Origin of the sequence: Nocardia sp. JCM 34519.1 (assembly GCF_020361265.1) — a bacterium.
GTDB classification, from domain to species: Bacteria; Actinomycetota; Actinomycetes; order Mycobacteriales; family Mycobacteriaceae; genus Nocardia; species Nocardia arthritidis_A.
Map to the genome: position 1 here is coordinate 233,554 of NZ_JAIRBR010000006.1, position 18,776 is coordinate 252,329.

The 18,776-nt window shown below is 68.3% G+C and carries 17 protein-coding genes and 1 pseudogene; 7 read left to right on the forward strand and 11 right to left on the reverse strand.

Annotated elements, in window-relative coordinates:
- Nucleotides 1–253: 253 nt before the first annotated feature.
- A complete protein-coding gene (locus LGY53_RS18100; protein ID WP_225727829.1) occupies nucleotides 254–496 on the reverse strand; it encodes a hypothetical protein in 243 nt (80 codons plus the stop codon).
- A gap of 205 nt (nucleotides 497–701) precedes the next feature.
- On the opposite strand from LGY53_RS18100, the gene LGY53_RS18105 reads away from it, so the two are divergent.
- The gene (locus LGY53_RS18105; protein ID WP_174867558.1) at nucleotides 702–1,130 is read left to right on the forward strand and encodes a cold-shock protein; all 429 of its coding nucleotides are present in this window, start codon (nucleotides 702–704) and stop codon (nucleotides 1,128–1,130) included.
- An 83-nt stretch (nucleotides 1,131–1,213) separates the two neighbouring features.
- On the opposite strand, the gene LGY53_RS18110 is transcribed toward LGY53_RS18105, so the two are convergent.
- From LGY53_RS18110 to LGY53_RS18120, 3 genes are all read right to left on the reverse strand, one after another.
- A complete protein-coding gene (locus tag LGY53_RS18110; protein ID WP_225727830.1) occupies nucleotides 1,214–1,726 on the reverse strand; it encodes a DUF2771 domain-containing protein in 513 nt (170 codons plus the stop codon).
- Between the two features lie 24 nt (nucleotides 1,727–1,750).
- Entirely contained in the window at nucleotides 1,751–3,553 is a 1,803-nt protein-coding gene (locus tag LGY53_RS18115; RefSeq protein ID WP_225727831.1) for an MFS transporter, read from the reverse strand.
- Between the two features lie 90 nt (nucleotides 3,554–3,643).
- Nucleotides 3,644–4,417: a glutaminyl-peptide cyclotransferase gene (locus tag LGY53_RS18120; RefSeq protein WP_225727832.1), complete on the reverse strand. Its 774-nt coding sequence runs from the start codon at nucleotides 4,415–4,417 to the stop codon at nucleotides 3,644–3,646.
- Nucleotides 4,418–4,434: 17 nt separating this feature from the next.
- On the opposite strand from LGY53_RS18120, the pseudogene LGY53_RS43630 reads away from it, so the two are divergent.
- Together LGY53_RS43630 and LGY53_RS18130 are read left to right on the forward strand one after the other, a co-directional pair.
- Nucleotides 4,435–5,170: pseudogene (locus tag LGY53_RS43630) on the forward strand (DUF3027 domain-containing protein); the annotation flags it as partial.
- Nucleotides 5,171–6,563: 1,393 nt separating this feature from the next.
- Entirely contained in the window at nucleotides 6,564–9,485 is a 2,922-nt protein-coding gene (locus LGY53_RS18130; RefSeq protein WP_225727834.1) for a sacsin N-terminal ATP-binding-like domain-containing protein, read from the forward strand.
- Between the two features lie 5 nt (nucleotides 9,486–9,490).
- Here LGY53_RS18130 and LGY53_RS18135 read toward each other — a convergent pair whose 3' ends face one another.
- Nucleotides 9,491–10,105, reverse strand: coding sequence for a TetR/AcrR family transcriptional regulator (locus LGY53_RS18135; RefSeq protein ID WP_225727835.1), 615 nt, complete (start codon nucleotides 10,103–10,105; stop codon nucleotides 9,491–9,493).
- Between the two features lie 126 nt (nucleotides 10,106–10,231).
- On the opposite strand from LGY53_RS18135, the gene LGY53_RS18140 reads away from it, so the two are divergent.
- Nucleotides 10,232–12,280, forward strand: a complete 2,049-nt coding sequence (locus LGY53_RS18140) for a neutral/alkaline ceramidase (protein ID WP_225727836.1) — start codon at nucleotides 10,232–10,234, stop codon at nucleotides 12,278–12,280.
- Between the two features lie 27 nt (nucleotides 12,281–12,307).
- Here the strand turns inward: LGY53_RS18140 and LGY53_RS18145 are convergent, their stop codons facing one another.
- Nucleotides 12,308–12,547: a DUF2530 domain-containing protein gene (locus LGY53_RS18145; RefSeq protein ID WP_225727837.1), complete on the reverse strand. Its 240-nt coding sequence runs from the start codon at nucleotides 12,545–12,547 to the stop codon at nucleotides 12,308–12,310.
- A gap of 63 nt (nucleotides 12,548–12,610) precedes the next feature.
- Here LGY53_RS18145 and LGY53_RS18150 point away from each other — a divergent pair, with 63 nt between their 5' ends.
- Nucleotides 12,611–13,048: a MarR family winged helix-turn-helix transcriptional regulator gene (locus LGY53_RS18150; protein ID WP_167471846.1), complete on the forward strand. Its 438-nt coding sequence runs from the start codon at nucleotides 12,611–12,613 to the stop codon at nucleotides 13,046–13,048.
- Here LGY53_RS18150 and LGY53_RS18155 read toward each other — a convergent pair whose 3' ends face one another.
- The 3 genes from LGY53_RS18155 to LGY53_RS18165 form a co-directional block, all read right to left on the reverse strand.
- Nucleotides 13,049–13,450 carry a YccF domain-containing protein gene (locus LGY53_RS18155; RefSeq protein WP_225727838.1) on the reverse strand — a complete coding sequence of 134 codons (402 nt, stop codon included), beginning with the start codon at nucleotides 13,448–13,450 and terminating at the stop codon, nucleotides 13,049–13,051.
- A gap of 76 nt (nucleotides 13,451–13,526) precedes the next feature.
- Complete coding sequence (locus LGY53_RS18160) at nucleotides 13,527–14,729, reverse strand: GNAT family N-acetyltransferase (RefSeq protein WP_225727839.1); 1,203 nt, start codon at nucleotides 14,727–14,729, stop codon at nucleotides 13,527–13,529.
- A gap of 80 nt (nucleotides 14,730–14,809) precedes the next feature.
- The gene (locus LGY53_RS18165) at nucleotides 14,810–15,136 is read right to left on the reverse strand and encodes a YbjQ family protein (protein ID WP_225727986.1); all 327 of its coding nucleotides are present in this window, start codon (nucleotides 15,134–15,136) and stop codon (nucleotides 14,810–14,812) included.
- Between the two features lie 196 nt (nucleotides 15,137–15,332).
- On the opposite strand from LGY53_RS18165, the gene LGY53_RS18170 reads away from it, so the two are divergent.
- Together LGY53_RS18170 and LGY53_RS18175 are read left to right on the forward strand one after the other, a co-directional pair.
- Nucleotides 15,333–16,136, forward strand: a complete 804-nt coding sequence (locus LGY53_RS18170) for an RNA methyltransferase (protein WP_225727840.1) — start codon at nucleotides 15,333–15,335, stop codon at nucleotides 16,134–16,136.
- 16 nt (nucleotides 16,137–16,152) lie between these two features.
- Nucleotides 16,153–16,461, forward strand: a complete 309-nt coding sequence (locus tag LGY53_RS18175; RefSeq protein WP_225727841.1) for a DUF2537 domain-containing protein — start codon at nucleotides 16,153–16,155, stop codon at nucleotides 16,459–16,461.
- On the opposite strand, the gene LGY53_RS18180 is transcribed toward LGY53_RS18175, so the two are convergent.
- Both LGY53_RS18180 and sepH read right to left on the reverse strand, forming a co-directional pair.
- A complete protein-coding gene (locus LGY53_RS18180; RefSeq protein ID WP_225727842.1) occupies nucleotides 16,458–17,204 on the reverse strand; it encodes a hypothetical protein in 747 nt (248 codons plus the stop codon). The genes LGY53_RS18175 and LGY53_RS18180 overlap by 4 nt on opposite strands.
- A gap of 490 nt (nucleotides 17,205–17,694) precedes the next feature.
- Nucleotides 17,695–18,735 (reverse strand): septation protein SepH, encoded by a 1,041-nt coding sequence (gene sepH, locus LGY53_RS18185; protein ID WP_225727843.1) that lies wholly within the window; start codon nucleotides 18,733–18,735, stop codon nucleotides 17,695–17,697.
- Nucleotides 18,736–18,776 lie beyond the last annotated feature (41 nt).

Consider the following 18,776-nt stretch of genomic DNA (forward strand, 5'->3'; position numbering starts at 1 on the left):
GCGGGCCGGTGGTGCCGGGTATCCCCGGCTGGATAAGACCGTACGACGATCGCCGCGAAAAATCACCATTTGGTAACCGGCGTGTGCGCAGTGGTCTCGAGATGGTCTCGATTGCTGTGACGCGGCTTTCGTGCAGCTAGAAGATGGTGGGTTCGACGGCTCGCCGCCTGTTGCCACGCCGTGACCCGCTCGTTATGTGACGAGGATCACATCCGAGATTCGGTAACGATTAACCCGGGTAAGTAGTTCAGCTTCATCTGGCGCGCCGACCGGACCACAGCGCGAAGACGATCGCGAGCAGAAATCCGACCGGCGTCAGCATGGCCGCCACATACAGCCAGACCCCGGGATCGCGGCCGCCGAAGAATGACGTCAGAAATATGGCGATGATCGCCAGCAATCCCAGCGCGAACAGGGTGAGGGAAAGCCGCAGCAACCACTCGCCGCCGCGGCGCGGCGAGCCGCCGTCGGGCGGCGGTGCGGATGGGTTCGTCACCGCTCGACCGTAAAACTGATGTGCTTGCGTTATTCGCACCGGGGTAGACTCGATGACAATCGCGTCCTGCAGACCTGTGGGGCGCGTTCTTTTCGCAAGCAAGCTGAAAGGACCTGTGCGCGGCGCTGTCGCCGGTCGGGTTCGGAGCAGACGGATGTGCTCGGACCCGCGGGGTCCGAGTTTCGATGATGAACGGGTGAGCGCAGTGCCGACCGGCAGGGTGAAGTGGTACGACGTCGAAAAGGGCTTCGGCTTCCTTTCCCAGGACGAGGGTGAGGACGTCTATGTCCGCTCGTCCGCGCTGCCCGATGGTGTCGAGGGCCTCAAGCCCGGTCAGCGCGTCGAATTCGGGATGGCCGCCGGTCGTCGCGGTCCACAGGCGCTGAGCCTGAAGTTGCTGGAGGCGCCGCCGTCGGTGCGGCAGGGTCAGGAGCGGGAGCGCGGCGGGCGCGGCAAGGAGCCGTCGCATCCGCGCAAGACGCCGGACGAGCTGCACGGGCTGGTCGAGGACATGATCACCCTGCTGGAGACGAAGGTGCAGCCGGATCTGCGCAAGGGCAAGTACCCGGATCGCAAGACGGCACAGCGCATTTCGGAGGTCGTCCGGGCCGTCGCGCGCGAACTCGACCACTGACGCGCTTTTTCGGCTCGCGTGAAACTTCGGTGATTCGCCGGGGAAGGGGTTCGGCCCCATACCCGGCGAATCACCTCACGAAATCAGCTCGCGGTACTGATCGACCAGGCCGCGTGCGGAATGTAAAGCTCACGGCCAGTGTCCTTGTCCCGCGCCAGAATTGGCAGCTGGAACTCGACACCGACCAGGCGTAGCTGCGGTTCCGGATGCGACGGGATGGTCACCGCCAGCGCGCCCGCCGGATAGTCGGTGTGGCTGGTCACCCGGTCTACCCGGTCGTGATTCGGCAGCTCGTACACCAGTTGGGCCAGCCATGGTGCGTCGGCGATCCGCTTGGGCAGCGAGAGCTGTAGCGGATAGCCGCTCGGCACATCGAGTTGGACGGTTTCGCCGTAACGGCAGTCCTCCAGTTTCACCGTGCAGTACACGTACGGATCGACGGTGACCGTGCGGCCGTGCGCGTACGCGGTGATCGCCGGATCCTTTTCCGGCGCGCGCTTGACGAGTACCACCAGCACGCCGACGAAGGCGACGACGAAGACCAGCAGTGCGGCGGCGATCAGTGCGGCGACGGTGCGGGCGCTCGGCTTCGTCACGACAACTCCTGCGCCGTATTTCGCTCACTCACTGACGGGATCTCCTATGCCTCGGTGGGGGTGCTGATCCGCGCGGCGGGCCGCGGGATGCGCCGGTTCGTGGTGCGGCACTTCCTGTTCCGCGTGCTGTGGGCGGTTGCCGCCGAGACCGGGCAACAGGGAGTGGCCGCGATAGCTGACAAATGTCTGGATCAGTCCGACTACGAGTATCGCCGATACCACGGCGAACCCTTTCCAGTAGTCGGTCGGCAACAGTACGCCGCCCGCGCCGCCCACCACCCAACTCAGCTGCAGCACCGTTTCGGACCGCCCGAAACCGGAGGCGATCGACTCCGGCGGCAGGTCGTCCTGGATCGATGCGTCCAACGAAACCTTGGCCAGCGCGCTGGCGCCCGCGGCCACGAAGGTGGCCAGCGCCGCGCCGAGCAGGCTGTCGGCGAAGGTGGCGAACAGCGTCACCAGCGTGCAGGCCGCGGTGCAGCCGAGCACGATCAGCGCGGGCTTACCCAGCTTGAGTCGCGCGCCGCCCGCGTTGCCGAGGAAATTGCCGATGCCCGCGGCCGCGCCGACCACGCCGAGCATGGCGGCCTGTTGCAGCGGGCGATGCTCGGTCGACTTGGCGACGAATGCCACATAGAAGGTGAGAAATCCGGTGAGCACCCGGATCGCGCTGTTCCCCCACAGCCCGGTGACCACCGCCCGGCCCAGTGGCTGCCTGCGTTTACGCGCGGGCACCACCGATTCCTGGCCAGGGCGCAGCACGGCGGTGTGCTCGTCCTCACCGTGATAGCCGATGGTCGCGGGCACCTCGCCCTCGGTCACCTCGACCCAGCGTGGAATGCGCAGGCTCAAATACGTTCCCGCGATCGCGATCAGGATCGCGAAGACCAGCGCGCCGGGCGATTTCGCGATCGCCGCGGCGAGCGCCGCGATCGCCCCCGCCCCGATGGTGCCGCCCACCAGGCCGAACACCGTCAGCCGGGAATTGGTGCGGACCAGGTCGATCTCCGGTGGCAGCACCCGCGGCGTCACCGCGCTCTTAAGCACCGAGAAGGATTTACTGCCGATCATCATGCCGAGCGCGAGCGGGTACAGCGCCCAGGTGTTGAAGCTGATGAGCAGCAGCGTCGCCACCCCGGCGCGCGCCGCGAACGAGGTGGCCAGCGCCAGCCTGCGGCCGCGCTGCAGCCGGTCGAGCAGCGGGCCGATCAGCGGGGCGATCACCGCGAACGGCGCGATGGTGATCAGCAGATACAGCGCCACCTTGCCCTTGCTCTCCGCCGATGCCGCGGAGAAGAAAAGGGTATTGGCCAGCGCGACGCCGATCGCGGCGTCCAGCGCGAAATTCGCCATGGTCGCGTAGGTGAGCGCGGTCAGGCCGGACTTGTCCGCGCCATTGGCCTCGGCGGCCCGCTTGAACGTGGCGATGCCGCGTTCGGTGAGTTCCCGGCTGCGCATGGCGGCCACCCGGGTGACCGTCAGCTTGCGCGGTACGCGCTGGGTGCCCGGCGGGTGATCCGCCGACACCGGGGTTTCGGGCTCGGGTGGTTCGAGCTGGCGCGGTTCATGACCCGGCGGTTCGGCGCGATTCGATGGATCCATATGCGGAAAGACACGGCGCGGCGTCCGGTGCGGTTCGGTTTCGGCGCTGTCGTCATGGTGGTCGATCGGGAGCCGCTTGGTCTCCGGCGGCTTACGTGGATCCGGTCGGCGCGCGACGTTCGGTGGCGGGTAATGGTCATAGCCGGGGTGCCGTTGGATCGGCGGCGACTCCTCGCCGTCCCACCAGTCACGGCCAGGACCGGAGGGTTCGCGAGGAGTAGTCACATCCTCAATTCTGTCGTACATCGATCCGTGGCGTTCAACGACGCTCGACCCCGGTCGGTCGACGGCGAAATCGGGATGATTCAGCATCACTCATTCGGCGACGAATCGAACCTCGAAGCTGGTCGGCCACAATTTGCCGGTCAGCAGGAAGCGATCGGTGCCGGGGATCTGGGCTATGCCGTTGAGCGCGTCCAGGCCGACCCTGGCCGTCGGTGGGAGCAGATCGCTCGCATCGATGATCGCGAGCACCGCGCCCGTATCCGGATCGATGCGCAGGATGTTGTCGGTGGGCCAGTCGTTGGCGTACACGGAACCGTCCGCGGCGCAATCGAGTTCGTTGAGACGCGCCTGCTGGTGGCTGGTCAGGGTTATCGAACCGGTGATCGCGAAGGTGCCGGGATCGCGGAAGGTGAGCTTGCCGGTGCCGTCGCTCATCACCAGCCTGCCCGCGCGAAAACATAGGCCCCAGCCCTCGCCGTCGTAGGCGACGCGGGTCCGTTCGGCCAGCGTCACCGGATCCCTGGCGATGGCGATATGGTCCTGCCAGGTCAGCTGCCACAGGGTGGCGCCGGCGCGGGTCAGGCCCTCGCCGAACAGGGGCGCGGGTAGGTCGGCTCGGGCGATTTCGGCGCCGGTCGCGAAATCGGTGGCCCGCACATTTGATCGGCCCGCCAACCCGGAGCTTTCGTACAGGGTCGCACCGTCGATCTCCAGGCCCTCGGTGAACGCCTTGGGGTCGTGCGGCCTGGTGCCGACGACCTGAATTTTCAGCCGCGGAGTCGCGTCGTCCGAACCGCCGCAGCCGCCGGTCGCGAGCACGGCGACGAGGACTGTGATGGCCAACGAACGCCGAGTGCGTTCCATACGGCAAAATGTAAGCCGTGAGCGCAGTTTCTGTTTCGGAGTCCGGCGTCAGGCCGATCCTGGCCGATGCCGTCGAGCTGGCCCGTCGTGCGCTCCAGGAGTTGGAACCGGCGGCGGTCGGCGCGCACCTCGGCGTCACCGCCGAGGACGAGTACGCGGCGACCCATCGCTTCGCGGCCACCCTGCCCGGCTATCGCGGCTGGCAGTGGGCGGTCGTGGTGGCCGCCGGGCCGGACGCCGACTACGCGACGGTCAGCGAATCGGCGCTGCTGCCCGGTCCGGACGCCCTGGTCGCCCCCGAATTCGTGCCGTGGGACCAGCGGATCCGCCCCGGCGATCTGGCCCCCGGCGACCTGCTCGCGCCGCCGCCCAACGATCCGCGCCTGGTGCCCGGCTATGTCGCCACCGGCGACCCGGTGATCGACGAGGTCGCATACGAGGTCGGTCTCGGCCGCACCCAGGTGCTCAGCCGCGAGGGCCGCGAAGAGGCCGCCGAGCGCTGGTACAGCGAATACGGCCCGGATTCCGAAATGGCCAAGGCCGCGCCGTCCACCTGCGGCCTGTGTGGCTTCTACCTCCCGCTGGCCGGTGCCATGCGCGCCGCCTTCGGTGTCTGCGGAAATTCGATGGGCGCCGACGGGCGCGTCGTCCACGCCGAATACGGCTGCGGTGCGCACTCGGATGTCGTAGTGCCCACCGGTGGCGGTTCGCCGCTCTATCAGGCATACGACGACGCCGCCGTGGAACTCGTCTCGCCCGAGGAATTGCGCACGGCGGCTGAGTCATTCGGTGCTGTTGTACAAGAGGCCGCCGCTGGGCAGGAGGCTGCCGCTGGGCAGGAGGCTGCCGCTGCGCAGGAGCCTGCCGGTGAGCGGGAGGCCGCTGCTGTGCAGAAGCCTGCCGGTGTGCGGGAGACCGCTGCTGTCCCGGACTCTGCCGCTGGGCAGGAGGCCGCCGCTGGGCGGGACCCCGCCGCTGGGCAGGAGGCTGCTGCTGCGCAGGAGTCTGCCGGTGAGCGGGAGGCCGCTGCTGTGCAGAAGCCTGTCGCTGTGCGGGAGCCCGCCGCTGGGCAGGAGGCTGCCGCTGCGCAGGAGCCTGCCGGTGAGCGGGAGACCGCTGCTGTGCAGGAGCCCGCCGCTGGGCAGGAGGCTGCCGCTGCGCAGGAGCCTGCCGGTGAGCGGGAGCCCGCTGCTGTGCAGGAGTCTGCCGGTGTGCAGGAGCCCGCCGCTGGGCAGGAGGCTGCCGCTGCGCAGGAGCCTGCCGGTGTGCGGGAGCCCGCTGCTGTGCAGGAGTCTGCCGGTGTGCGGGAGACCGCTGCTGTCCCGGACTCTGCCGCTGGGCAGGAGGCCGCCGCTGCGCAGGACCCTGCCCGTGAGCGGGAGCCCGCTGCTGTGCAGGAGCCTGCTGCTGTGCAGGAGGCTGCCGGTGAGCAGGACTCCGCTGCTGTGCAGGACGTCGCCGGTGAGCAGAAGCCCGTCGCCGAGCACGCGTCCGCTGAAATCGCGGGCGCGGCAATCGGATCGGTTACTGACGGCTCGGCTGCGGAGCTGCCCGATGCCGAGCCTCATGCGATTGTCGCGGCGCAAACTCCGATCCAGTCGGAGACCGCCGAATCGGCTGTGGCTGCCGCATCTCCGGTCGAGGACGCTATGGCTCCGGTCGGGGTTGCCGATGGGTCGGAGGGCGCCGAATCGTCCGCTGACGCAGCAGAAGCCGAGCCGACCGACGCTGTGGTGGATACGCCGACCGACGCGGTCAGCGCGCCCGAGAGGGCGGCGGGCGCTGATTCGGTGATCGAGAACGGTTCGGCCGAAGCGCATTCCACGGTCGACGCAGGCTCTTCCGCGACCGGCGAGGCGTCGGCGGCGGTTTCCGATGCACCTGGATCGGGCGAATCGCCAAGGGCTGCAACATCTTTCGCGACGGACGACCAGGCTGGGACTGACAGCGGCCTTGGGGATGTGGCCGAGAGCAATTCCGGAAATTCCCGGGCGGGGGATCACGAGTCGACCACCGTTTCGCCTGCCGCCGTTGATATTCCGCCGAAGGGCGATGCGACCTCCGCTACCTGGTCGGAGTACGGGTCATCGCCGCTGAGCTGAGTGGGGCGGCTGATCCGTTCGGTACTTCGGGGCTGCGCGCGGCCGTGCTCGCGGCGTGGCGGGATTCGCCGACGCGGTTGCGGGAGGACTCCGCGACCGAGGCGGATCTGGTGCGGGCCGGTTATCGCGATCGGTTGCTGACCGAGCTCGCGCAGAACGCCGCCGATGCCGCGGTCGCGGCGGGGGTGCCGGGGCAGGTGGCGGTCCGGCTCGACGGGCGCGAGCTGCGGGTTTCGAATAACGGTGCACCACTTGACCTTTCCGGCGTGCACGCGCTGACGGCGCTGCGTGTCTCCGATAAATCGGATGTCGAGTCGGTCGGGCGTTTCGGTGTCGGCTTCACCGCCGTGCTGGCGGTGAGCGAGGATGTCGAGATCCGTTCCACCACCGGTTCGCTGCGGTTCTCTCGCGAACTCACGCGGGCGGCATTGCGTGAGTACGGTATTCGCGCCGGTGCCGGGCCGGATGGGGCCGACGGCGGGGTGCTTCCGCCGGTACTGCGGCTGGCGTGGCCCGTTTCGACAGCACCGGAAGCGGGTGCGGACACCGAGGTCGTGTTGCGGCTGCGCGCCGATGTCGACACCGAGGCGCTGCTGGCGGCGATGCGTGCGGAGGCGGTCGATCTGCTGCTCGAATTGCCCGCGTTGCGCGGCATCCGGTTGGGGGACGACGAAATCACCTCCGCCGTCCGCGATTTGGGCAACGGACTGCAGGAGCTGCGCGTCGACGGTCCGGGCATCGAGCGGCGAATCTGGTGGCAGTACCGGACATCTCGCGCGCGGTGGCTGCTGCCGGTGCGGGCGGGCAGGCCGGTCCCGGCCGGGGCGGATGTGCTGCGCGCGCCGACCCGCTCCGATGAGGAGCTTTCGCTGCCCGCGCTGCTGATCGCGGATATCGCGATGCAGCCGGACCGTCGCAGGTTGCTGCCCGGCGCCCGGTTGGCCGAATTGGCCGAGGGCTACGCCGATTTCGCGGCCGCGCTACCGGCGGCCGAACGCCTTGTGCTGGTGCCCGCACCAGGTTTCGCGCGCAGCGAGGCGGATGGATTACTCCGCGAGGCGCTGGTTCGTGAACTCCAGACGCATTCGTGGCTGCCGATTGTCACACCCCAAGTGGGCGGCACCATCGATGCGATCGGCGAATCCGCCCCGGTTCTGGACGCTCTGGCGCGGACGACGCCGACAGCCGAGGAAGGCTCGACAGGCCAAGTCGTCTCGGGTGTCGATGCGGTCGAACCGGCCACTACGGATTCACTATTGCTCGACGCGGATTTCACGCCGCACGCACCGGATCCCGGAAACGCGCTGGCGATTCCCGCGCGGGCAAGCGTATTCACCGGTCTCACAACGGAATTGGCCGACCTGCTCGACGATGTCGTCGGCAACCTGGTGATCCCGGAACTGTCCGGTCTCGCATACGCCGAAGCGCTCGGTGTACTGGACGTGCACCGCCTCGGTCTGGCCCGGCTGGCCGAACTCTCGGCCGGAGTCGAGCGCCCACCGCACTGGTGGCGTTCGCTGTACGCGGCCCTGGAGCCTTTCGCCGTCGATCCGTTGACGATGGAAGAGCTTGGCGCGCTTGCGGTTCCGTTGACGGATGGCCGGTTGGTCACCGGCCCGCGGACCGTTGTGCTCGACGATCGGCTGGATACCCCGATCCGGGTGCACTGGGCCCGCCTGGTCCATCCGGAGGCGATGCACCCGCTGCTGTCTCGTTTGGGCGCGCGCTCGGCCAGCCCGGAGGATCTGCTGAACGATCCGGCCCTGCACGCCGAATTGGCGGATAACCCCGGCGACGAGGACACCGCCGACGCGGTGCTCCAGCTCGCCGCTTCGGTCGATCCCGCCGTACTGCCCACCTGGCTGAACATCCTCGAATTGCCCGATGCGACAGGCGAATTGCGTCCGGTGGACGAACTGCTGCTGCCGGATGCGCCGCTGGCCGGGCTGCTGGTGGCGGATTCGCCGTTCAGTACGGTGTCGGCTCAGTGGGTCGACGCCTACGGCGCGGATGCGTTGCGCGCGGTCGGTGTCGGCTGGGATTTCGGTGTCGTCACCGAATCGGATCCGACGGGCCCGGATCACGACCTCGATGACGAGGACCGCTGGTGGTCGGGTCTGCTGGACGATCCGCGCGAATTCGCGGCGGTGCGCGATCTGGATCTGGTGGCCGACGCCGCGTGGCCGGAGGCGTTGCGGCACTTGCTCGCCGAGCCGCGCACCCGCCGTCTGCTCGCGGACCGGGACGGGTACACCGCGTGGTGGCTGCGCCGCAATGCCCGCATCGACGGAACTCCGCTGGGCCTGTTCCGTCATCCGGACGATACGGAATTCGCCGATCTGCTACCGGTTTTCGACGTCCCCGGGCTGACGCGCACGGATGCCGACGCGCTGCGTGCGGTCCTCGCCGACGCGGGCGTCATCAACGGGCAGTTGGCCGCCGCGCTGCTCGGCGCGCTCGCGGATCCGACGAAAACCCCGTCACCCGAGGTGGTTTCGCGCACGCACGCCAGGCTCGCCGCGGCCGTCGACGACGAACTCGTCGACCTCAGCGAACTGGATCCGCCGGACCGGGTGCGCGCCCTGTCCGGCGCGGTGGTCGAAGCCGCCGACGCGTTCGTCCTCGATCAGCCCTGGTTCGGTCTGGCGGTGACGCCGGATCGCCTGGTGGTGGGCGATATGGACACCGCCGCGGCGCTGGCGACCCTGCTCGACCTTCCGCTGGTTTCGGCGTCGATCAGCGCCGAGGTGGTGGGCGACGGCTACCGCACCACCTGGGCGGACGAGCCGCTGGCCGTTGTGCTGCGCCAGCTTTGGACATTGCCGCCGCAGCGGGGTGAGCTGGTGCTGCACCGTGAGCTGCTGGTGCGGCTCACCGGCGCCGTATCGGGCACCGTCGCCGTGCCGTGGTGGCGCAGCGGCGATACCACCCACATTCGCGTCGGAAACCCCTCGGACGCAGCGTAACCGGATCAGGCCGCGAAGTTCGCGATCATCTCGCTGAGCAGATCCAGTTGCGCGCGAACGCTTTCGCTGTCGTTGTCGACGAGCCAGCGCAGCACCAGGCCGTCGATGGCGTTGAGGGTGAACCGGCTCAGCGATGACAGCGGTACCGACCACTGGTTGGCCGTCGCGTCGCGCGCGTGGTCCAGGATGTCGGCGACCGTGGTGTCGTTGAAGTTGTATTGCTCGCGGGCGATGGCGAGTTTCGCGGGCGTTTGTTCGCCTTCGCGCAGTGCGTAAGTCGTGGTTTCGTATGTGAGTAGTTGTCGTTCCGGAGTTGCTTCGATGTTGAGCCACATGAGTTCCAGGCCCGCGCGGATCAATTTTTGAAGCGCTTCTTTTCCAGTTCCGACGTCCTGCCAAACCGTTTCATTGGCGTCGACAGAATCGCGTAATTCCATCGACAACGCCTTGACCAGTTCGGTCATCAGCGCGTCCTTGTTTTCGAAACAGTAATGCACCACACCGAGCGACACACCTGCCGCTTGGGCGACATCGCGCGTGGTCACGCCCGCGACGCCCTTTTTTTCGGCAAGGCCGATCGCGGCCTCGATAAGGTGGGCCCGTCGTTCTTCGACGCTCAATCGGGAGGACACCTCAGCGAGTTAAGCGTCCGCGGCGCGCGCAGTCAATTCGCGCGGCGGAAAATCTCGACTGGACGAGTGACCAGTTGTGTGGTTCGCTGCCATCTGATGGGAAGGGAGACGCGTATGTCGGTATCGCGCAGAACCGTTCTTGCCGGCACGGTCGCCGGCACCGCGGCGCTCACCGTTCCGGTGACGCTCGCCGCGGGCGCCGCGCTGGCTCCGGCCGCACGCGCGGCGGGCGGATATCTGCTCGGCGTCGGCATCTCCGATATCACCGGCCCCGCCGCCGAATGCGGCATGATGGGCTACTCCCAGCTGGAACAGCAGACCGCGGGCATCCACCTGCGACCGAGGGCCCGCGCGTTCATCATCGACGACGGCAACCGCCGAATCGTGTTCGTGGTGGCCGACAACGGCATGATCTTCCAATCGGTGCACCGGGGCGTGCTGCTGGAGCTGGCCCGGCGCTTCGGCGATCGATACACCGAGCAGAACGTGCTGCTCACCTCCATCCACTCGCATGCGACCTGCGGCGGATCCAGTAACGATTACGCGTACAACCTGTCGATTCTCGGCTTCCAGCAACAGGTTTACGACGCCGAGGTCAACGGAATCGTCGAGGCGATCGCCGCGGCCGATGCCGATCTCGGCCCCGGCTCGCTGGCCATCGGCCGCGGCGAACTGCACGACGCCAGCGTGAACCGATCGCGAGTCGCCTTCGAGCGCAATCCGATTGCCGACAGAGAAGTATTTCCGAATGCGATAGATCCCGCCGTGACCGTACTTTCGTTCATGAAAGGCGGCAAGCCGGTGGGCGCGATCACCTGGTTCGCCACCCACGCCACCTCGATGACCAATCAGAACCACTTGATCAGCGGGGACAACAAGGGATACGCGTCGTTCTCCTATGAACACATCGAGCACGGCGTCCGATATCTCGACGGCGCACCGGATTTCGTCGCCGCCTTCCCGCAGACCAATGCGGGCGATCTGTCCCCGAATCTGAATCTGCGTCCGGGTTCGGGGCCCACCGAGAACGAATTCGACAACACCAGAATCATCGGTGACCGGCAGTATCGCGCATCGAAAAACGCACTGTCGCAAGCGCAACCGGTTAACGGACCGGTCGATTCGCTGCTCTGCTATATCGATATCGCCGACATCGCGGTGGACGGCCGATTCACCCCGGACGGACAACCCCGGCACACCGCACCCGCCGCCGCCGGTGTCTCGCTGATCGCGGGCAGCACCGAGGACGGTCCCGGGCTGCCCGGCATCCCGCTGCCCGAGGGCGTGCGCAACCCGTTCGTCGACGCGCTGATCGGCGGCCACGACGCCCCGGTGCCCGACTGGCTCGCGGATGCCCAGGCGCCCAAGGCGATCGCGGCCCCGCTCGGCCTGCTGCCGCCCGTGCCGTGGGTGCCGAATGTGGTGCCGATCCAGCTGGTGCGGATCGGCGAGCTGTATCTGGCCGCTGCGGGCGGCGAATTCACCATCGTGTCCGGTCTGCGCATCCGGCGCGCGGTCGCGGCCGCGCTCGGGGTGCCGCTGGAGCAGGTGCTCATGCAGGGCTACGCCAACGCCTACCACGAATACGTCGCGACCCCGGAAGAATACGATTCGCAGCAGTACGAGGGCGCGTCAACGCTGTTCGGCCGCTACACCTGTTGCGCCTACCAGCAGGAGTTCACCCGTCTGGCAACGGCTTTCGCGGCACGGCAGACCATCGCCCGCGGACCGGCGCCGCGCGATATCTCGAATATGCAGCCCGATTTCCAGCCCGCACCGGGCCCGGACACCACACCGCCGGGCCGCGCCTTCGGCGATGTGCTCGTCCAGCCCGCGCCGTCGTATCCGGCGGGCGCGCAGGCCGCCGTCGAATTCGTCTCCGCGCACCCGAAACACAATCCGCGCCGCAACGGAACCTTCCTGGAGGTGCAGCGCCGCAACGCATCCGGGCAGTGGACGCGGGTGGCCAACGAGGGCGAATGGGCGGTCAAGTTCTATTGGAGCAAGCGCGGTGTCGCCGATTCGGTGGCCCGGTTCACCTGGGATATCCCGGCCGACGCGCAGGAGGGTCGCTACCGATTCCAGCACTACGCGGACAGCTGCGGCTCGGACGGTGTGCTCCAACCCTTCACCGGCACCAGCGACGAATTCGAAATCGTCTGAGCCGCAAGCTCGCTCCGCATCGCCGACTCACAGACCGGTCTGCGCGCCCTTGTCGCCGCGGCGGGCACCCCGGCGCTGAATCAAGAAGATCCCCAGACCGAGCAAACCGACGACCAGACCCATCAGGCACACCGGACGATCCGCCGCCCACCGGTCGCCACCGGCGAAAACGACGACCGTGGCGATCAGCCACATGGCGCTGCCGACGGCCAGCACCGGGCGCGGATCGGTGAACCGCGGCGGGATCTCGGGCACGTTATCGGGCACCGCCCTAGGGTAGCCGCGCCAACCCGCGCCCCGCAGGCGGCGTGTCACGTATCGTTCACCACTGTGACAACGCCATCGGATGTTCGAGCCCTCGCTGGCGAGCTCTCGCTGGCGGTCGTTCGACTGACGCGCCATCTGCGGGGCCGCCGGGTCGACTCGCAGATCTCGCTGACTCAGCTCTCGGCACTGGCCACCCTGGCCCGTGAGGGCGCGATGACCCCCGGCGCGCTCGCCGCCAAGGAGCGCGTGCAGCCGCCGTCGATGACCCGCGTCATCGCCTCGCTGACGGATCTGGGACTGGTGCAGCGCGATCCGCATCCGACCGACGGCAGGCAGATCATCGTCTCCCTCTCGTCCGCCGGGCGCGCACTCATCGATGACGAGACCAGCGCCCGCGAGGCGTGGATGACCGAACAGCTCGCCGGGCTCACCGACGATCAGCTGCTGGTGCTGACCCGCGCCGTCGGCATCATGAAACAGATCGTCACGGAATCGGAGTAGCTACCGCGCGCCGAACGGCCGGTCGCTGTCGACGATTTCGCGGCCGAGCGGGAACAGCGAGAGCGGGATGAGCTTCAGGTTGGCCCAGCCGAACGGAATGCCGAGAATCGAGATGAACAGCGGAATGCTGGTGAACAGGTGGCCCAGCGCCAGCCACCAGCCCGCGACGATGAACCAGATGACGTTGCCGAGCAGCGATCCGACACCGGCCGACGGCTTCTCCACGGTGGTCCGCCCGAACGGCCACAGTACGTAGGCCGCGATCCGGAACGACGCGATGCCGAACGGGATCGTGACGATCAGGACGCAGCAGATGACGCCGGCCAGCAGGTAGCCCAGCGCCATCCAGAATCCGCACAGCACCAGCCACAGCACGTTGAGCACCAACTGAATCGGCTTCATATCGTCAGCATGCCAGGTGCGCGGTGCGGCGGGCATCAGGGAAAACCCGGATGTCGCCAGGTTCGGAACTACCAGCTCAGAAGTACCAGCCGAGCACCGCGTCCCGTTCGCTGCCGAATGCCTCGTCCAAGGCCCGCAGTGTCCCGGAATCCTTGACCTGCAAGCGGTTTGCCGCCGCGAAGGCCCTCGCGGGGTAGGCGCCGAAGTACATGCTGCCGAGCACGTCGATACCGACCTCGATATCGGGGGTGCGTTCGGTCGGCGCGCATTCGGCGATGCCGTCGCGGATGGTCAGCGCGAAGACGCCGCCCGCATTCCGGAACGGATCGTCAACGGCCAGTACGACTTCCAGGTCGCGCAGGTAGGTGCGGGCGGTGAGCGCGGCCGGGACGTCCATGAGCCGGGCCCAGAGACCGTCGCGCCGGGCGGTGGTGCGGACCAGGCGGATATCGGTGAGCAGGTAGGGGAGCGGATCGTTGTCCGCGAGCACCGCGTCCACCCGCCGCACCAGGTCCAGGCCGAGCAGCGTACGCCACAGCGCCACATGGGCTTCCGCGGTCACCGCGCGGAAATCGACTACGTCGACGACGATTCCGTCGGCCTCGTGCCGATACCGGTACAGCACATAGCCGTCCGGGTGCAGCAGCGCGAAATACGCTGTGCCGCCGCCTCGATGGGATGCCAGATCCGCGAACGTCAGATCCCATTTGGCCCGCGGCCGCACCTGCGCGCCGGGGACCAGCCTGCGCCATCGGTCGTAGATATCGATCAGCCGTTCCTGGACATCGGCCACCTCGACCAGCTCGACGCCGCCGGGATCCGGTGCGGTGGGCCGGAATTCGGCGAAGCGCCGATCGATCGACACCGCGTTCTCCAGGATGCACGGCCCGTAGCCGAAGCGGCCGTAGATCGTGCCCTCGCTGGCGGTGAAGATGGTGAGCGGCAGCCCGGCCGCCTCGGAGCGCCGGTGCTGTTCGGTGTACATGGCGCGCAGGATGCCGCGCCGCCGATGTGTCGGCGCGACACCGACGCCCGCGATGCCGGACGCCTCGACCGTGCGCTCGCCGGGGACCGTCAGCGTCATGGTGCGGCTGCGCATACTCCCCACGATCCGTCCGTTGTCGACCGCGACGATGGAATCCTCGATGGGGTAGATCAACCGGCCGTACTCGGCAAGGGCCGGTTCGGCCCGGTAACCGAAGGAGATTTCGGACAGCAACCGCATACCGGCGACGTCGGAGGGTTCAGCGGATCGAATGGTGATGCCCGTCAGCGCCATATTCGGACCATCCCATGAATTCGGCTCCGGCGCACGCGAATATCGCCGCACCGGCCGGGCAAACCGGTGCGGGAACACCCCTATTGTTGATTCGGCTGGATGAAGATCGCCGTGCCGTATGCCGCGACCTCGCTCATGGTGCCCGCGATCTCGTTGCAGTCGAACCGCATCGCGATCACCGCGTTGGCGCCGAACGACATGGCGTGCTGGCACATGCGCAGGATCGCCTCGTGCCGGGACTGGTACAGCAGCTGGGTGTACTCGGTGATCTCGCCGCCGCCGAGCGATCGCAGGCCCGCCGTGAAATTCGAGCCGAGGCCGCGGCTGCGCACGGTCAGCCCCGCCACCTCGCCGAAAACCCGGACGATCTGGTGTCCCGGCACATCGTTCATGGTGGAGACCAGGATCGGGAACTGCGGTCCGGGCGGCGTTTGTTGCGGCTGCTGCTGATACTGCTGCGGCGGATACGGCTGCTGCGGCGGCTGATTCATGCCCGCAGCATAGAGGCGGCCCCCGCGGGCCACCAGCGCCCGTTCCATACACCTAACCCGCGACCTGAACCGGGTGTGTGGCCGGTCGGCGGCGACCGGCAGGATAGAGCGCGTGGCCGAAGTGATCGATATCGACGATCCCGCCGATGCGCGGGTCGACGACTTTCGCGATCTCAAGAATGCCGATCGGCGTCCGGATCTGCCGGGGCGGAAGGGATTGGTTATCGCGGAGGGCGTGGTCGTGGTGCAGCGCATGCTCGATTCGCGTTTCGCGCCGACCGCGCTGCTCGGCGTCGCCAAGCGGTACGACGAGCTGGCCGAGGAACTGGCCGAGGTGTCGGTGCCGTTCTACCGGACGACGGCCGAGATCATGGCCGAGGTGGTCGGCTTCCACCTCAACCGCGGGGTGCTCGCGGTGGCGCGCAGGCCCGAGCCGCTCACCCTCGACGAGGTGACGGAGAAGGCGCGCACGGTCGCGGTGCTGGAGGGCGTCAACGACCACGAGAACCTGGGCTCGATGTTCCGCAACGCCGCCGGGCTCGGTGCCGAGGCCATCCTGTTCGGCGACCGCTGCGCCGACCCGCTGTACCGGCGGGCGGTGCGGGTTTCGATGGGACATGTGCTCCGGGTGCCGTTCGCCTCGGTCCCGGACTGGCCCGACGGTCTGGATATATTGCGGCGCAAGGGTTTTCAGATAATCGCGCTGACGCCGAATCCGGCGGCGACGAATCTGGCCACCGCGATGACGGGTGAGCGCGTCGCCCTGCTGCTCGGTGCGGAGGGGCCGGGACTCACCGAGGAGGCCATGCGCGCCACCGATATTCGCGCGCGCATCCCGATGTCGAAGGGCACCGACTCGCTGAACGTGGCGACCGCCGCCGCGATGGCGTTCTATGAACGGGTGAGGCTGTCATGATTTCCGGAGCCCGCCGATGAGTCAGTTGCCCGACGGTTCGTATCCGTCGAATCAGCCCGATCGGGATCCGACGCCGTGGGGCAGCGGCATCGCCGTCGCGACGCTGGTCGGTCTGCTGACGGCGCTGGCGGTGTACGCGTTCGGCAGTGCGCTCGCCGAGGTGCATCCGCTGCTCGCGGTCGCGGTGAACCTGGTCGCGGCGGGTGGCGCCGCGCCATCGGTCTGGCGCTGGCGCTGGACGCCGGTGACCCGCTGGGTGCTCGCGGGCGGCGTCGGCGGTGTGCTGCTCGGCTGGTTCGTGCTGTTGGTCGGCGCGGTGTTCTAGGAGACCCGGTCGCGCCCGCGCAGCCAGCCGAGCAGTCCGCGGCCGCGGCGCGCATCCGGTTCGGGCTCCTCGGGCGGCGGCGCGAGCGTCGCCGGATCGGGCGCTTGACCCTTCGGATAGAGGTTGAACCCGCATACCGCGATATCGCGTGCGACCAGCGCGCCCTCGGGCGCCGGCGCCCGGTAATGGAATCCGAGCCATTCGTTGTTGGCGGCGTCGGCGAAATCCGGCGGATCGAACGGCAGCGACTGCGGATCGGGTAGCTGCCCGGCCTGCCAGCGCACCGGATGTTCGCCTGCCCAGTACGGCCGTTCCCACACGTCGGGCAGGCCGTCGTCCTCGAGGATATTGACCCGGGTGGAGCTGAACGCGCGCCGGAATTCGCCGCGCTCCCAATGCGCAAACGCGCCCCAGCCGTGCGCGGTGTCGAACGCGATGAGGTAGGTCTGTTCGGAGGCCAGTGGACGCACCAGCAGCTCGGGTAGCGCGGTCGGATGCGCGAGCGCCGCCTGCGCCGAGCACACCACGGTGACGCCGGGATAGCAGCCGATGTACACCTCGTCGGCGTCCGGGCCCGCGCAGCCGCCGAGCGTGCCGACCATGATGGGCACCACGTCGTTGTCGGCGTGCAGCTGTTTGGCGAGGGCGAGTGCGGCTTCGGGATCGGGATCGCGGTGTGCGCGGAGAACCGCGAGTGGGTCGGATGCGTCGACGTACCAGAGGGATGAGGCTTTGGACAGCATTTCCGGCACCTCCCGATGGTTGCACGAAACAGCTCCGCGAACTTCGAGCAACTCCGGGCGTGTACCGAACAAATTCGACCGTCCGCGAATTGCCCTCTGCCGACCCGCGAGTCGGCTACACACCGAAAAATCTACCCGCATCTGGGCGACGATGCCCGGCCTTCGGCCCGGGAACACGCCACCGGCACGCCGAAATCGGGTGCGATCGGCCGCACAGCTACCGCTGCGGGCTCGTCAGCAAACCCGGTCCACGCTCCGGAGTCGCACCTGCGGCGGCTGCGTACGGGTCGATCGAAAGTACCTACCGGTCAACGATGTTCGGCGGATGCGGGCCGGTCGGATGGATGAAACAGGCTGTCGGACCACCGAACTGGATATTCGGCCGGTCGAAACGGACCGTCGCCGAACCACTCTCGAAGAGATAGCAGCCGCGACACGGGACGTCGCGACCCCGCGCGCCGGACGACGGCGCGCCACCATAGCGCGTAACTCAGTGACCCGAGCTACGCACGCCTAGGAGTACATCCTCCCAAGACGGCATCGGCGCTTTGCCGCGCTTGGTGCGCGCGGATTTGGCCGGGGTCTTGGGGCTGGCCTTGGGGGTCTCCTCGGCAGGCGCCGGCGTGGCCGTGGCGGCGGGAGCCGCCGGAGCGGTGCTCGCGGGCGCGGCGGCGGGCGCCGGGGCCGGAGTGGGCGCCGGGGCGCTGGGGGCCGTCACGGTGTTGGGCGTCAGTGCGCCGGCCGCGGCCGGGATGGCGGCCGCCGCGCCGCCGGACACCGCGCGCGGCTGTTCGTAGTATTCGTCCAGCGTCGGCTGGCCCTGGCGGGTCGCGGTGCGCGCGGCGGGCGCCTCGCGGGTGGGCCGCGGCTCGGGAGCGGCCGGTTCGGGTTCGGGCGCCTCGATCTCCGGCTGCGGCGGCAGAACGGTGGCCAGACCGCGCAGTGCGCGACCGTAATCGGGATCGATCAGGTCGGAGGCCGGATCGTCGAGCGGGGAGACGCTGCCGCCGTGCGCGTCGGGCTGGTAGCGCCAGTGCGCCGCGATCTCGGAACGCCCGTTCTGCCACTGCAATTGGGCGACCCAGTAGCCCTTCTCGTCCTTCCAGGCATCCCATTCGGCGTTTTCCAGCGTGTGCCCGCGGGCGCTGAACGCGGCGGTGACGATATCGATGAGGGTTTCCACGGCCGGGCCGTCGGCGCGCACCGGATGCGCCTTCTGCGCCAGTTCGGCGGCGCGGGCCCGCTCCAGCAGCACCGGGTAAGCGAAACGCTCCACCCGGCTGGCCGGCATTCCGGATTCCTCGGTGACCTGCTCGACGGAGGCGCCGGCGCGGATACGGGCCTGGATATCGCGGGGACGCATAGAAGCTTCCATTTCGATCTCAATCTGGCCGAATCGGGCAAGGTCTCCGCGTGCAGCGGCTCGTAGCTTGTCATCTGCGGGCAGCCGGAATTTCTGACCGGACTCGGTGTCGACACACACGATGTGCGTGGAGTCGGGCGTCACCCCGATCACTCGAAGTTCACGCACCGTTACCTCCTTATCGCGTCGGCTCGCGACACCGCCCACTT